The sequence below is a fragment of the Ornithinimicrobium pratense genome, assembly GCF_008843165.1.
GTDB lineage: Bacteria > Actinomycetota > Actinomycetes > Actinomycetales > Dermatophilaceae > Ornithinicoccus > Ornithinicoccus pratensis.
Genome location: NZ_CP044427.1, coordinates 125,661 through 139,079 on the forward strand (window position 1 = coordinate 125,661; position 13,419 = coordinate 139,079).

General features: G+C 72.2%; 12 protein-coding genes. 11 read left to right on the top strand and 1 reads right to left on the bottom strand.

What is annotated here, in order from left to right; translation table 11 throughout:
• From FY030_RS00535 to FY030_RS00555, 5 genes are all read left to right on the top strand, one after another.
• On the top strand, positions 1-1,071 hold the full coding sequence (locus FY030_RS00535; RefSeq protein WP_158059806.1) for an ABC transporter ATP-binding protein: 1,071 nt from the start codon (positions 1-3) through the stop codon (positions 1,069-1,071).
• Entirely contained in the window at positions 1,068-1,703 is a 636-nt protein-coding gene (locus tag FY030_RS00540; RefSeq protein WP_158059807.1) for an ABC transporter permease, read from the top strand. Before FY030_RS00535 ends, FY030_RS00540 begins: the two co-directional genes overlap by 4 nt.
• A complete protein-coding gene (locus FY030_RS00545) occupies positions 1,700-2,386 on the top strand; it encodes an ABC transporter permease (protein WP_158059808.1) in 687 nt (228 codons plus the stop codon). The genes FY030_RS00540 and FY030_RS00545 overlap by 4 nt, the downstream gene beginning before the upstream one ends.
• Positions 2,387-2,429: 43 nt before the next feature.
• Positions 2,430-3,437, top strand: a complete 1,008-nt coding sequence (locus tag FY030_RS00550) for an ABC transporter substrate-binding protein (RefSeq protein WP_238348483.1) — start codon at positions 2,430-2,432, stop codon at positions 3,435-3,437.
• A gap of 61 nt (positions 3,438-3,498) precedes the next feature.
• The gene (locus FY030_RS00555) at positions 3,499-4,341 is read left to right on the top strand and encodes a TspO/MBR family protein (RefSeq protein ID WP_158059809.1); all 843 of its coding nucleotides are present in this window, start codon (positions 3,499-3,501) and stop codon (positions 4,339-4,341) included.
• Positions 4,342-4,461: 120 nt separating this feature from the next.
• On the opposite strand, the gene FY030_RS00560 is transcribed toward FY030_RS00555, so the two are convergent.
• Positions 4,462-7,200 (bottom strand): cell wall-binding repeat-containing protein, encoded by a 2,739-nt coding sequence (locus tag FY030_RS00560; protein ID WP_192498664.1) that lies wholly within the window; start codon positions 7,198-7,200, stop codon positions 4,462-4,464.
• A 367-nt stretch (positions 7,201-7,567) separates the two neighbouring features.
• Between FY030_RS00560 and FY030_RS00565 the strand changes: the two genes are divergently transcribed.
• From FY030_RS00565 to FY030_RS00590, 6 genes are all read left to right on the top strand, one after another.
• Positions 7,568-9,358 carry a peptidoglycan-binding domain-containing protein gene (locus FY030_RS00565; protein WP_192498665.1) on the top strand — a complete coding sequence of 597 codons (1,791 nt, stop codon included), beginning with the start codon at positions 7,568-7,570 and terminating at the stop codon, positions 9,356-9,358.
• A gap of 15 nt (positions 9,359-9,373) precedes the next feature.
• Positions 9,374-10,918: a cell wall-binding repeat-containing protein gene (locus FY030_RS00570; protein WP_192498666.1), complete on the top strand. Its 1,545-nt coding sequence runs from the start codon at positions 9,374-9,376 to the stop codon at positions 10,916-10,918.
• A gap of 73 nt (positions 10,919-10,991) precedes the next feature.
• A complete protein-coding gene (locus tag FY030_RS00575; RefSeq protein ID WP_158059813.1) occupies positions 10,992-11,705 on the top strand; it encodes a hypothetical protein in 714 nt (237 codons plus the stop codon).
• Complete coding sequence (locus FY030_RS00580) at positions 11,702-12,316, top strand: MauE/DoxX family redox-associated membrane protein (protein WP_158059814.1); 615 nt, start codon at positions 11,702-11,704, stop codon at positions 12,314-12,316. Before FY030_RS00575 ends, FY030_RS00580 begins: the two co-directional genes overlap by 4 nt.
• Positions 12,313-12,912, top strand: a complete 600-nt coding sequence (locus FY030_RS00585) for a hypothetical protein (protein ID WP_158059815.1) — start codon at positions 12,313-12,315, stop codon at positions 12,910-12,912. Before FY030_RS00580 ends, FY030_RS00585 begins: the two co-directional genes overlap by 4 nt.
• Positions 12,909-13,415 (top strand): twin-arginine translocation signal domain-containing protein, encoded by a 507-nt coding sequence (locus tag FY030_RS00590; RefSeq protein WP_158059816.1) that lies wholly within the window; start codon positions 12,909-12,911, stop codon positions 13,413-13,415. The genes FY030_RS00585 and FY030_RS00590 overlap by 4 nt, the downstream gene beginning before the upstream one ends.
• Positions 13,416-13,419: the final 4 nt, after the last annotated feature.

Here is a 13,419-nt window from a genome sequence, read left to right on the forward strand (position 1 = left end):
ATGATCCGCTTCGACGGAGTGACCAAGCGCTACGGCTCGACGGTCGCCGTGGACGACCTCAGCCTGGAGGTGCGCAGGGGCGGTATCACCTGCCTGGTCGGGCCCTCCGGTTGCGGCAAGACCACCAGCCTGCGGATGGTCAACCGGATGGTCGAGCCCACAGAGGGCCGCATCCTCATCGACGATGAGGACGTTTCACGGGGCGACCCCGCGCAGCTGCGGCGCTCGATCGGCTACGTCATCCAGCATGCCGGTCTCTTCCCGCACCGCACGGTCCTGGCCAACGTCATGACTGTGCCCCGGCTGCTCGGCTGGGACCGCGCCCGCGCTCGCGAGGCGGCGATGACCGCCATCGAGACGGTGGGGCTCACGGCGGACCAGGCCCGCCGCTACCCCGCTCAGCTCTCCGGCGGCCAGCAGCAGCGGGTCGGGGTGGCCCGGGCGCTGGCCAGTGACCCGGAGGTCGTGCTCATGGACGAACCGTTCAGCGCGGTCGACCCCGTCGTCCGGGCCGATCTGCAGGAGGAGGTCCGCCGGCTCCAGCGCGAGCTGGGCATCACCATCCTGCTGGTCACCCACGACATCGACGAGGCCCTCCTGCTGGGCGACGAGGTCGCCGTGCTGCGCCAGGGTGGGCGGCTCGCCCAGCTGGCCAGCCCGGGGGAGCTGCTCGCCCACCCGGCCGACGACTTCGTGGCCGGCTTCGTCGGCAAGGACCGGGGCTACCGGGCGCTGGGCTTCACCCAGGTGCAGGTGGCGCCGCAGCCGGTCGACACGGTGCGGCTGGGGGCCAGCGTGCGCGCCGGCGCCGGCTGGGTGCTGGTCACCGACGCTGAGGGGATGCCCCTGGGCTGGGTGGAGGCCACTGGCTGGGGTGGGCCCGTGCGGGAGGACCGGGTGGAGCGGTTCGGCAACGTCGCCCGGGTCGGGGACAGCGCCCGGCTGCTCCTGGACGCCGCCCTGTCCTCCCCCAGCGGTCAGGGCGTGGTCGTCGACGCGGAGGGACGGCTGGCCGGTGTGGTCGGCGCCGACGACATCCTCGCCGCCCTGGGCAGGAGTCCACGGCGGTGATCGGCGGGGTCGCCTGGTCCACCCTGCTGGACCTCACCTTGCGCCACCTCTATCTGGCCGTGGTGCCCCTGCTCTGCGGGTTGCTCATCGCGCTGCCGCTGGGTTGGGCAGCGGCCCGCTACCGCTGGGCAGCCCCCACCCTCCTTGCCGGCACCGGACTGCTCTACACGGTCCCCTCCCTGGCGTTGTTCATCATCCTGCCGCTCATCACCGGCGCCCGGATCCTGGACGACTCCAATGTGCTCATCGCGCTGACTGTCTACACGGTCGCGCTGCTGACCCGGACCGTCGCCGACGGGTTCGCCTCGGTGCCCTCGGTGACCCGGCAGGCGGCGACCGCCATGGGCTACGGCGAGCTGCGGCGCACACTGGTCGTCGACCTGCCGCTCGCCGTCCCCGTCCTCACAGCGGGGCTTCGGGTCGCGGCGGTGAGCAACGTCTCCATGGTCTCGGTCGCCGCACTCATCGGGGTCAGCCAGCTGGGCAGCCTGTTCACCCAGGGCTTCAGCCGCAACACCCTGGAGCCGATCGTGGTGGGTGTCGTGGCCAGCGTGGCGCTGGCGCTGGCGCTGGACCTGACGATCACGCTGGGATCACGGCTGCTGACCCCCTGGCTGCGGGCGGCCCGATGATCGAGCTGACCTGGCAGTGGCTGACCGACCCGGGGTCGTGGACCGGTCCCGGCGGGATCCTCGCCCAGACCGGGACCCACCTGCGGATCTCGCTGGTCTCCCTGCTGCTCGCGGCGGCGGTGGCGGTCCCCGTCGGCCTCTACATCGGGCACACCGGTCGCGGGCGCTGGCTGGCGATCAACCTGGCCGGGGCCTTCCGCGCCATCCCCAGCCTGGGCGTGCTCTTCATCGCGATCATGCTCCTGCTGCCGCGGCTGCGCGGCGAACTGGCCTTCGAGGCGCCGGTCGTCATCGTCCTCGTCCTGCTCGCGGTCCCCCCGATCCTGTCCGGCACCTACGCCGGCGTCGAGTCCGTGGACCCGGCGGCCCGGGACGCCGCCCGCGGGGTCGGCATGACCGGGACTCAGGTGCTCCGCCAGGTCGAGCTCCCTGCCGCGCTGCCGCTGCTGCTCTCCGGCGTCCGGTCGGCGATGATGCAGATCATCGCCACCGCGACGATCGCGGCGGTGGTCGGGGTCGGCGGGCTGGGCCGGTTCCTCATCGACGGCCAGGCCGCGCGCCGCTACGAGGAGATGGCAGGCGGTGCTCTCACCGTCGCCGCGCTCGCGCTGGTCGTCGACTTGGTGCTCGCGGGCGTGCAGCGGCTGGCGGTCTCACCGGGACTGCGGGCACGACCGGGCTGAGCCGAAGCCTCCCGGTGGCGCGCGACCCTGCACCCGTGTCACCGTGGAGGCCGCCCACCAGGAGGACGCCATGCGCCGCACCACGATCACTGCCCTGACCCTGACCGCAGCCCTCGGGTTGGCCAGCTGCGGGGGCGGTGATGACCCCCTCGACCCGGACGCCGACCCCGGCACCGGCAACGGCACCGACGGCGGCGAGGGCACCGCAGGTGCCGAGGACGGTGCCTCGCCCGGTGAGCCGGCGACCGGTGAGGCAGGGACCGTCACGATCGGCTCGGCCAACTTTGCGGAGAACGAGCTGCTCGCGGAGATCTACGCGGCCGCTCTGTCCGACGCGGGCGTCGAGGTCGACACCCGGCTCAATATTGGCAGCCGCGAGACCTACCTGCCCGGTCTGCAGGACGGCTCGATCGACCTCATCCCGGAGTACCTCGGCGGCCTGGGCACGTGGCTCAACCCGGAGATCACCGCGACCTCCACGCAGGACGTCCGAGCCGACGTCGAGGAGAACCTGCCCGAGGGCCTGATGCTGCTGGAGCACAGCGAGGCCGAGAACAAGGACGCGATCGTCGTCACCGAGCAGACCGCGCAGGAGCACGGGTTGAACCAGATCGGTGACCTGGTGGACGTGGCCGGGGAGATGTCGCTGGGCGGCCCGCCGGAGTTCGAGTCGAGGCCCAACGGGGTGGCCGGGCTGGAGGGCGTCTACGGCGTGGTCTTCGGCTCCTTCCGCTCGCTGTCGGCCGGCGGGACGCTGAGCGTGCAGTCCCTGGCCAGCGGTCAGGTCGACGCCGCCAACATCTTTACCACCGACCCGGCGATCGAGGAGAACGGCTTCGTGGTTCTGGAGGACCCGGAGAGCCTCTTCGCCGCCCAGAACGTCGTGCCACTGGCCTCCGCCGACGTCGTCGACGAGACGGTGGAGCAGACTCTGGACGCGGTCTCCGCGGCCCTCACGACGGAGAACCTCACCGCGATGATGGTTGAGGTCCTCAGCGACGGACAAGCACCCGCGGACGTGGCGCGGCAGTTCGTCGACGAGAATCTCTGAGGCCCCCGGCCCGGGTGCGGTACACCGCGAAGGCGGCCGCCGGTCTGGCTAGCGTGGCCGGATGAGCACACGCCATGCCTCGGCCTCGTCACCGCCCGCGTCCCGCCCGTCGACCCTGCGCCGCGACCAGATCCTGGTGTCGGTGGCTGCCGTGGTGTGGCTCGTGGGGACACTCTTGGGCACCGGCCTCATCGGCACCGATGACGGGGTCAGCGACCAGGGGGACGGGCTGTTCACCGACAGCACGACCCTGATCGCCCCGGACGGTCCCGCGTTCTCGATCTGGTCGGTGATCTACGTCCTGCTCGGCGCCTACGTCATCTGGCAGTGGGTGGCCGCCGACTCACGGTGGGCGGCGGTGACCCGGCTCCCCGCGGCGGTCTCCATCGCGCTGAACGGGATCTGGCTGATGGTGGTCTTCGCCGACTGGGTGCTGGTCTCGGTACTCGTCATCCTCGGCATCGCGGCGTCGCTGGGGTTCGTCCTGGCGCGCACGGCCACCCTGTCGTCGGAAGGGTGGGCCCCGGCGGTCTTCGTCTCGCTGACCTTCGGGCTCTACCTGGGCTGGATCTGCGTGGCGACCTGCGCCAACGTCGCCTCCTGGCTGGTGGGGCTGGGGGTGCCCGAGGACGGCACCGCATCGACGATCACCACGGCCGCGGTGCTGCTCGTCGTGGTTGGGCTGGTCGCCTTCCTGCTCAGCCGCACCCGTCAGCCCGTCTTCCGCGCCGCGCTGGCTGCCGCGGTCGTCTGGGGCCTGTCATGGGTGTCCTGGGGCCGCTTCACCGGGGACCTGGAGAGCACGGTGGTCGGCTATGCCGCCGCCTTCGCCGCCCTCTGCGTCGTGGGCCTGCTGATCGTCTTTCTCCTTCCCCAGCGCACCCGCGACGACAGCCAGGCCTGACCTGACAGGGGGACCAGGTCTCAGGGACGCAGAGAGCCCGCCACCGCTGGGTGCGGTGGCGGGCTCTTGTGGTGGCGTCAGGGTGGGCCCGGTCAGCGGGACCGACCTTGGCCCGGAACCTTACGGCTCGGGGGTGATCTCCTGGCGACGGGTGTCCGGGGCGGTCAGACCCGGGTTTGCGCCCAGGTAGCCGACCAGGTTGGCCAGGTCCTCCGGGCCGCCCAGCAGGTCGGTGCCGTTGGTGAAGGCGGCGAAGTCGTCGCCACCCTCGGCCAGGAAGTTCAGCGTGGAGACCCGGTACGTTGCCTCCGGGTCGATCGGCTCGCCGTCCAGCTCCATGTTGCCGACCTTGCTGCCCTCGGGCTGCGAGTCGTCCCAGGTGTAGGTGAAGCCTTCGCTGACGCCCAGGGCGAGGTACTGTCGGCCCCGGCCAGACACGTACTGCTGCTCCAGGACGGCCTTGATGTCGGCGCCGGTGAGATCGATGGAGACCAAGATGTTGCCGAACGGCATGACGTTGTAGGCCTCCTGATAGGTGACCTCACCCGGCTCCTCCTCGTTGCTGATCTGGTCGTAGAGCAGGCTGGCCCGCACACCGCCGACGTTCATGAAGGAGACCTGTGCACCGCCGTCCTCCGGGGCTGAGGTGCCCCACAGGATGGAGTCCGCGACCAGGTTGGCCATCGGGGTCTCGATCCCGCGGTCACCACCGGCGTCACCGGTGATGTCCTCGGTGATCGTGCCGACGACCGTGCCGGCGACGACGTCCGCCAGTGCCTCCCACTTCGCGACGACCTCGGCCATCTCGGGGTGGTCCGGGACGGACTGAAGCACGAGGTGGTTGTTGGCGGAGCTGCGCTCGCGCACGACATCACCGGTGGTCCGGCTGACGGAGAGGGTCAGGTCACTGACCACCCGACCGTACTGGTTCGCGCTGGTGACGAGTCGGGGGTTGCCGGCCGGGTCGGGCACCGAGCAGATATAGGCCTGGTGGGTGTGCCCGGAGATGACGGCATCGATGGCCGGGTCCAGCTCCTCGGCGATCCGGACGACGGGCCCGGTCAGGTCGTCGCAGGCGTCGTAGGCGCCGGTGACGGCCCCACCTTCGTGCAGCAGCACGACGATCGTCTCCACACCCTGCTCCTGCAGGTGCGCTGCGTAGGCGTTTGCGGTCTCGACCTCCTCGAGGAACTCGATCGAGGCCACGCCACCCGGGCTGACCAGGCTCGGTGTGCCCTCGAGGGTCAGGCCGATGAAGCCCACATCGACGCCGTCCACGGTGCGGACCTCGGTGGCGGGCAGGATGGGCTCGCCAGTGTCGCGATAGACGACGTTGGCCGCCAGCCACGGGAAGTCCGCGCCCTGGTAGGGCTCGTCCTCGATGAAGCAGCCGAGCTCCGGGTGGCAGTCGCCGTCCTGCATGCGCAGCAGCTCCTCCACCCCCTCGTCGAACTCGTGGTTCCCCACGCTGGCGACGTCCAGGCCGGCGACGTGCATCGCCTCCACCGCCGGCTCGTCCTGGAACAGGCCCGACACAAAGGTGGAGCCGCCGATGATGTCACCCGGCGACACGGTGAGGGACTGCTCGGGGAAGGAACGCACCCGCAGCATGTCCAGCGTGGTCGCGAGGTTGACCGCGCCACCCACGGCGTGCTGCTCGGGATCCTGGGTGGGAGTGAGCCGGGCGCCCGGGTCGACGGACAGGTGCCCGTGGAAGTCGTTGAACGCCAGGAGCTGCACCACCAGCTCGTCGGCCCAGGCCGGGAGCACGACATCCAACACGTCGAGGACGGCGCCCTGGACGGCGATCGGGCCGCCGAAGATGGTGATGGCCTGGGGGGAGATGCGGTCCAGGGCGGCCATCGTGGAGTTGGGCGCACCGTCGGGACGGGTGAGCAGGAGCGGCTCGCCGAGGTGGGCGGCCAGAGCGCCACCGGTGAGGGCGTCGGGGAAGTCGGCGCCGCTGGCCAGGTGGGCCTCGGTGTCGAACTCGTAGGTCTGTGAAAGCGCGGCGGCCGTGGCGTACCGGTTCGAGCCGTGGACCCGGGTGGTGTCCGGCACCAGCTCGGCGATCTCCGCGAGTCGTTCGTCGGACAGGGCACCGGGACCGCCGAGCACCACGATGCTCTGCGGTGCCAGTCGGGTGATCGCCGCGGCGGTGACGCCCCGGAGGCGGTCGGGGGCGGTGAGCAGCAACGGCATCCCGTCCCGGCCCGCGACGGCGCCGCCGGCAAGGGCGTCGGGGAAGTCGTCACCGGTGGCCACGAACAGGACCGGCACACCCGTGGGGTGGGCGTCGACGATGCTGGCCGACGTGGCGTACCGGTCGTCGCCTGCGATGCGTACGACGTCGTCGGTGTAGACCCGCAGCTCCTCGAGCACCTCGTCGGACACAGCCTGCGCGCCGCCCACGACGATGATGCTGCTGGGCGCGAGGTCGCGCAGCGCTGAGGCGGTCGCGCTGGGCAGCGACCCAGGCCGGGTCAGCAGCACGGGGATCTGGGACTGGGCCATGACCTCAGTGGCACCCGCGGTGCCCATCGCTATGGCTTCGGCCACCGGCATCGGGATGGCTGCGCTCAGGGCGTCCGGGAAGTTCTGACCCGTGGTGACGATCACCGTGTCGGTGCCAGCAGGGAAGGCGCGGGAGATCTCCGCCGCCGTGTGGTAGCGGTCGGCTCCGGAGATCCGGTCAGTGGTGACCTCCTCCGCTGGGCTTACGGGGGCCGCCGGGACGGAGGCACCAGCCGGAGGTAGGGGGGAGGTGGACGATGCCATGGCGGCGCCACTGGCCACCAGGGCCAGGGCTGCTGTCGCCGCCAAGGCCGCGCGCGGCGGCGCGAACCTACGCTGAGACATGGGGTTCTCTTTTCGTTGGGGGTCACGGCACCCATCGGCATCGATGTGTGCTGGGGAGAAGGTAACCGACCAGTTATGGGGCCCAACAGGACCGCTGTGACAAAAGTGACTGGTGGGACATATGAGGCGCCAACCGGTCCTTTGTTCACCCAGAGTTGGCGAGAAAGCCGCGACCCCCCTAGCGTCGACCGCCGCGGGGACATAAGGTCGGAGGGCCCGGTCGCCGACGTGGGTGGCCGAGGTCGCAGGACAACGCAGTGATGACGGGCCGGCGCGGGAGCGCCACGACGAGGAACCAGGGGTAGTTCGCATGCGAGGATCAGGGGGCGTGCGTCGCCAGGGGCGGGGCGCACGAAGTGGCATCTGCATGCTGCTGGCCTGCGGATTGCTGATGGGTGGGTCAGGAGCAGCCCTCGCCACCGGTCAAGCTCCGCCCGAGCAGGGTCAGGCACCGGCCGCGCCCGCCCCTCCGGTCGAGCCCGTCGAACCGCCCGCCGACGACGTCGAGCCGCCGGCCGAGGACGCCGACCAGCCGGCCGAGCCCGGGGGTGGCCTGACCTACGTCGGGGGCTTCGTCGCCAACGGACATGCCGCCGGCCCCACCACGTTCAGCCCGCTGCCGCCCGACGAGGCCTACCCCGTGCCCGCCCCGCCGGTCAACGAGTTCCTGCCTGTCGAGGTCGACGAGCTGGGGCCCTACACCCGACAGTTCTCCTGCGACCCCCAGGACCGGCCGGGGATCACCGCCTTCGCGCTGCTGGTCTTCGAGCACTACGACCGGCCCGGCTACAGCGGCTCCCGCCCCTGCGTCCCCTACAACAGCTTCCACCACGACGGCCGCGCGCTGGACTGGGTGCTGAACGCCCACGACCCCATGGACCGCCGCCTCGGTGACGCCGTGGCGCAGTGGCTGACCGAGAACGACGGCGAGATGGCCGCCCGCTTCGGCATCGAGAACCTCATCTGGAACCGGCAGGTCTGGGACCGCTGGAACGGCTGGCAGATCTACGCCGGGCACCCTCACGACGACCACATCCACTTCGCCTTCACCTGGGACGGCGCCCAGATGAACACTTCGTGGTGGACCGGCGTGGCCGTGACCCAGCCCGACCTGGGCCCGTGCGAGATCGCCGGCCAGTACTCCGCCCTGCACGTCTTCCCCCGCCGCCAGGCCTGCCCCAGCGCCGACGTCCTCCCGCCGCTCACCGGGCTGCCGCAGGTGCAGCCGGGCGGCGCCGACACGGGGCTGGCCACCCTGCAGGAGAAGCTGGGCGTCCCGGCCACCGGGGTTTTGGACAACGAGACTCGTAACGCCCTGGTCCAGTGGCAGCTGGAGCACGACGTGCCCGCTACGGGGGTCCCGGACGACCTGACCCAGGCAGGGCTGCAGGGATTGTCGCTGCCCGACCTCGCGCTCGGTCTGCAGGCGGTCCTGCCGCAGGAGTGGCAGAAGACCGAGTTCACCCCCTACCTGCGCACCACGCTGACCGAGGGTGACACCGGGCCGGCCGTCGTGCTGCTCCAGGAGGCGCTGGGCGCTGAGCCCGACGGCGACTTCGGCCCGCTGACCGCGCAGGCGCTGCGTGAGTGGGAGGACACCGTCCCGGTCCTGCAGATCCAGGCAGAGCGCCGCGGCGAGGAGCCAGCGGTCGTGACCCCCCTGACCTGGACCCTGTTGGAGCGGGCCGTCCACCCGACCATCGACCTGCGCGATCTGGAGCTGCGGGAGGGCGACGTCGACCAAGCGGCCGACCCCGACGGTGTCCACGAGTCGCAGGAGCCGCAGTATGCCGAGGACGGCGCCCCGATCCCGACCTACGCCGGCGGTGCCGTGACCTTCCTGCAGACGCTCCTGGGCGTCGAAGCGGACGGTGACTTCGGGCCCCTGACCGCCGAGACGGTCCGCGAGGTCCAACAGGCTGCCGAGCTGGAGGCGACCGGGGTCGTCGACGGCCCGACGTGGAGAGCGGTCGAGGCCGCGGCGGTCGAGGCCGGCCACGTCCCTGGACCTCCGGGCCTGGCCGCCCAGCGGGAGCGGGAGGAGACCGAGCAGGTCGACCGGGAGGCTGAGGAGCAGGTCGACCGGGAGGCTGAGGAGCAGGCTGAGCGGGAGCGCGCCGCCGAGTTCGAGGCCTCCCTCGCGAACGCCGGGCGCTGACGCCGGGGGATGCCCATGACTGCGGCCCGCACCCGACGCGGCGCCAGCTGGCGCGCAGCCCTGGCCGTCACGCTCGCGGCGAGCCTTGCCGCGACCCTGCTGGCCGGGGGGGACGGGGTCCCTGCCGAGGCGGGTCCTGCCACCTCCCCCCTCTCCAACGCCAATGCACCGGCCGCCTCGGCGACCGCCGTGTCCTGGACGGGTGACCTGGCCGGTCAGGCGCCCTGCCCCGAGGGGACCACCCGGTCTTCACTGCTGCACCGGGAGGGTTTCGAGGTCATCCCGCAGCAGCGGTTCAACAACGGCTGGTACCGGATCACCGGCGTGGAGGGCAACTACGCGGCCCGGGCCCTGGTGGACTCCTCCGACCCGGTCGACCACATGTTCCTGCCCTATGTCCAGGGCACCCGCAACACCCGGACCATGCTCGCCTTCGCCACCAAGAGCTCCCAGCCGGACTCCTCCTACACCCGCACCCAGGTCAACTCCGTCGACCTGCGGGTGCCCGCCACCGGCAGCTGGGCCGGCCGCGTCTTCGACGTCACCGCGGCCACGCTGGATGAGAACGGCTGGCTGGGGGCCTGGTTCGAGCACCGTACCAAGGGTGGGGTGCAGAGCACGTGGGACGTGGACAACCTGCAGATCTACACCTGCCGGACTGCGCCGGTGAGCCGGATCTCGGGCTCCGACCGCTACGCTTCGGCCGCCCGGATCGCCGAGACCTACCCCGCGGGGGTGCCGGTCGCCTATCTCGCGACGGGGGCCAACTACCCGGACGCCCTGAGCGCATCGGCGCTGGCGGGCCACCAGGATGCGCCGGTGCTGCTCACCCGCCCGGGCAGCCTGCCCACCGCCACCCGGACCCAGCTGGGGCGGCTGCGCCCCCAGCAGCTCGTGGTCCTGGGCGGGACCGGGGCGGTCAGCTCCGCCGTCGAGCAGGCGGCCTCCGCCTACGCGGGGACGACCACGCGGGTCCAGGGCGAGAACCGCTACGACGTCTCGGCCGGTCTGGCCCGCAGCTACCGCCCTGGCGTCCCGGTCCTCTACGTCGCCAGCGGCGCCGACTTCCCCGACGCCTTGTCCATCGGTGCCCTGGCCGGCCGTCAGGGGGCCCCGTTGCTGTTGACCAGGCCCCATGAGTTGCCCCAGGCGATTGAGACGGAGGTGGCCAGGCTGAACCCCGGCCGGATCGTGGTCGTCGGCGGACCGGTCGCGGTGCAGGACCGGGTCGTCACTGACCTGCGCTCCCACACCTCCGGCGCGGTGACTCGCGTCACGGGGGGCGACCGCTACCAGGTCTCGGCCGCCGTTGCCGGGCAGTTCCCGACCGGTCAGAACCGCGTCTACGTCGCCACCGGCGCCACCTTCCCCGATGCCCTCGTGGGCGCCGCCCGGGCCGGCAGCCAAGGGGTGCCGGTGGTGCTCTCCCGCTCGACCTCGTTGCCCGGTGCAGCCAGGCAGGCCATCACCTCTCTCGACGCCGCCCGCGGCGTCCTGCTCGGGGGGCCGGGCGCCCTCAGCTCGCTGGTCATGGACCAGGTCGGCGCGCGGGTCGGCTGAGCGGGTCCGCACCTGAGCCCAGCCCCGAGCGCCACGCAGCACCGGCACGACCACGCAACGACGAAGGACAAGCATGCAGACCACCCACCGCCTGCTCAACGGCGAGGCCGTGCGCATCGACGTCCCCGACGCCGTCGACCTGCCCGGCGGCACCAGCCTGGGCGTCCTAGCCCTGGAGGGCGCAGGCGAGATGCAGGTCACCGCCGGAAGCCCAGCCGATCTGTCCTTCTTCCTCCAGATCACCGGGACCGCCCTGGACCGTGAGGTCGCCCTGCGCGGTGGACGGATGTTGCGGCACGGACGCTATGCCGCAGACCCGGCGCAGGGAGTCGGCTGGGCGATCGACGTGGGTGAGCACCAGCTCTTCGGCTTCACGCTGCCCACCGTGGACCTGGAGTCCCTCACCGGCTTCCTGACCGACGTCGACGTCCAGGCCGACCCTCTCGGTGCGGTGCTGACCCCCGGTGGCCGGGTGACCTGGTCGCCCTACCGCACCCTGTCGATCGCCCAGGTCGTCGAGCTGCCCCCGCCGGCTGAGGGTGGCGGGAGTGAGGGCTACGGATATCTGCTGGACAGTCGGAGGGCCCGCACCGGTGGCCTGGACGGCGACCGCCCGGGGGTGCCGGTCCGGGGCGGCCGGCTGACCCGGTCCGGTGAGCAGGAACGCCACCGCTACGGCGTCCTGGAGAGTCGAGACTTCGTCACCTACGGCCTGCCCGGCGAGGACGAGGCGGTCGACCTCGTTCTGACCTCGCTGTCCGAGGTGTTGGTGGAGCTGGCCCCATGAGCCTGATCGCCGCAGCCGCAGCTATCGCCGTCGGCCTCGTCCTGCTAGCCGCCGCCACCGGCCATCTGCGCGACCGTCGAGGCACGAAGGCGGCGCTGGCCGCCCACGACGTGCTGCCGCCCGGGTTGCGGCGGGGTGTCGCCGCCGTGCTCCCGCCCGTGGAGCTCGTGCTCGGCGCCGCCGTCCTGCTCGGGGTGCTGGGCCGCGGCGCCCTCGGCCCCGTCCCGACCGTCGCCCTGCCTCTCGCGGCCGGGGCGGCCGCGCTGCTGCTCGCCGGCTTTACCGCATACCTCGCGCTCGTCCTGCGCCGCACCCGGGGAGCTGCGGACGTGCCCTGCGGCTGCGGACTGGGCACCACTCCCGTCTCCCACTGGGCGGTCGCCCGCGCCGGTGTGCTGCTGGCCCTGGCCGTCGCCGCGGCTTTTGGCGGCATCAGCGGTGGTGCGCCGGACTGGTCAGCCCTGCCCACCGACGAGGCGCCGCTCCTGGCCCAGGCCTTCGTGGTCGTGGCGGCCGGGTTGACCCTCGCCCTGGCGACCGCGGCGCTGCCCGCGGCCCGTGCGGTCCCGACGGCGCTGACCACCCTGCGGCCCGCCAGGGGGGCCCGATGACCTTCACCGCCTCCGCCCTGGTGCTGGCCTGGGTGGCCATCCTGCTGCTGGCCCTCGGGCTGGCCGGCCTGCTGCGCCAGGTCTCTCTGCTCACCCGCCAGCTGGAGACCGGCGCCCCGGGCACCACCGGTGCTCCGAGCGCCCGGGCGGTCGCCGGCGCGGGGGCCAGGACGACCCGCGAGCTGATCGGCTTCACCGCTCCGATGGACGTCGTGGACCGGGTGCGCCACGACGGGGCGGACCTGACTGTGGTGGCCTTCGTGGCCCCTGGCTGCAGCTCGTGCACGATGACGCTGGGGGCCCTGGCCGCCGACCCCCTGCTCGCCGACGGGCGCGCGGGGCTGACCATCGTCTCGACCGGGTCCTGCGGTCCGGCCACGGCGGACGCGGACGGTGTGCGGCGGCTCTGCTGCGTCTCGCAGGGACGGGACCTGCTGGACCGGCTCGCGGTCCCGGCCACGCCCTACCTGCTTGTCCTGGACCCTGACGGTGTGGTGCGCGCGGCCACCCTGCCCGATGAGGACACCGACCTAGGTGCCTGGCTCCGCCGGGCCGGCACCCCCGCCCCGCTCACCGTGGAGGAGACCAGCCGATGATGCGTTTTGAGGACCTGCCGGAGGCCGACACCTCCTGGCTGCGGGAGCGGATGCGCGACCGGCCCACCCGGCGTGGCTTCCTGACTCGCGTCCTGGGCGCCGGGACCGTGGTCGGGCTGGGGTCGCTGGCCTGGGTGAACCGGGGCGCCGAGCGGGCCGAGGCGGCCTACTTCCAGGACTGGACCAGCACCACCACCGGACCGTGCGCTACCTACGCCAGCGACCACACCGAGCAGGGCATCCAGTGCGGTCCCTCCCCCATGTGCCTGGACCAGTCCTGCTGCTGGCGCTACCGGTCCGGTGCGGGCAACCTGGTCGCCTGGCACAAGCAGGGCCCGGGGAGAGGTCGCTACTTCCTGCACCGTCCGGACGACTGCTGGCAGGGCATCTACGACTCCTGGCACTGGAAGTTCAGCGACGGCAACACGTGGCGCTGCTCGGACGGCTGGACCTGCTCCTCGAGCGGCAGCTGCACGCCCACGATCTGCCCGTGGATCGTCTGAGCAG

What these genes read in the sequence shown, in the direction of transcription:
- FY030_RS00535 (WP_158059806.1), top strand. Translation starts at nt 1, where the DNA reads ATGATCCGCTTCGACGGAGTGACCAAGCGCTACGGCTCGACGGTCGCC.
- FY030_RS00545 (WP_158059808.1), top strand. Translation starts at nt 1,700, where the DNA reads ATGATCGAGCTGACCTGGCAGTGGCTGACCGACCCGGGGTCGTGGACC.
- FY030_RS00555 (WP_158059809.1), top strand. Translation starts at nt 3,499, where the DNA reads ATGAGCACACGCCATGCCTCGGCCTCGTCACCGCCCGCGTCCCGCCCG.
- FY030_RS00560 (WP_192498664.1), bottom strand. Translation starts at nt 7,200, where the DNA reads ATGTCTCAGCGTAGGTTCGCGCCGCCGCGCGCGGCCTTGGCGGCGACA.
- FY030_RS00565 (WP_192498665.1), top strand. Translation starts at nt 7,568, where the DNA reads ATGCTGCTGGCCTGCGGATTGCTGATGGGTGGGTCAGGAGCAGCCCTC.
- FY030_RS00570 (WP_192498666.1), top strand. Translation starts at nt 9,374, where the DNA reads ATGACTGCGGCCCGCACCCGACGCGGCGCCAGCTGGCGCGCAGCCCTG.
- FY030_RS00575 (WP_158059813.1), top strand. Translation starts at nt 10,992, where the DNA reads ATGCAGACCACCCACCGCCTGCTCAACGGCGAGGCCGTGCGCATCGAC.
- FY030_RS00580 (WP_158059814.1), top strand. Translation starts at nt 11,702, where the DNA reads ATGAGCCTGATCGCCGCAGCCGCAGCTATCGCCGTCGGCCTCGTCCTG.
- FY030_RS00585 (WP_158059815.1), top strand. Translation starts at nt 12,313, where the DNA reads ATGACCTTCACCGCCTCCGCCCTGGTGCTGGCCTGGGTGGCCATCCTG.
- FY030_RS00590 (WP_158059816.1), top strand. Translation starts at nt 12,909, where the DNA reads ATGATGCGTTTTGAGGACCTGCCGGAGGCCGACACCTCCTGGCTGCGG.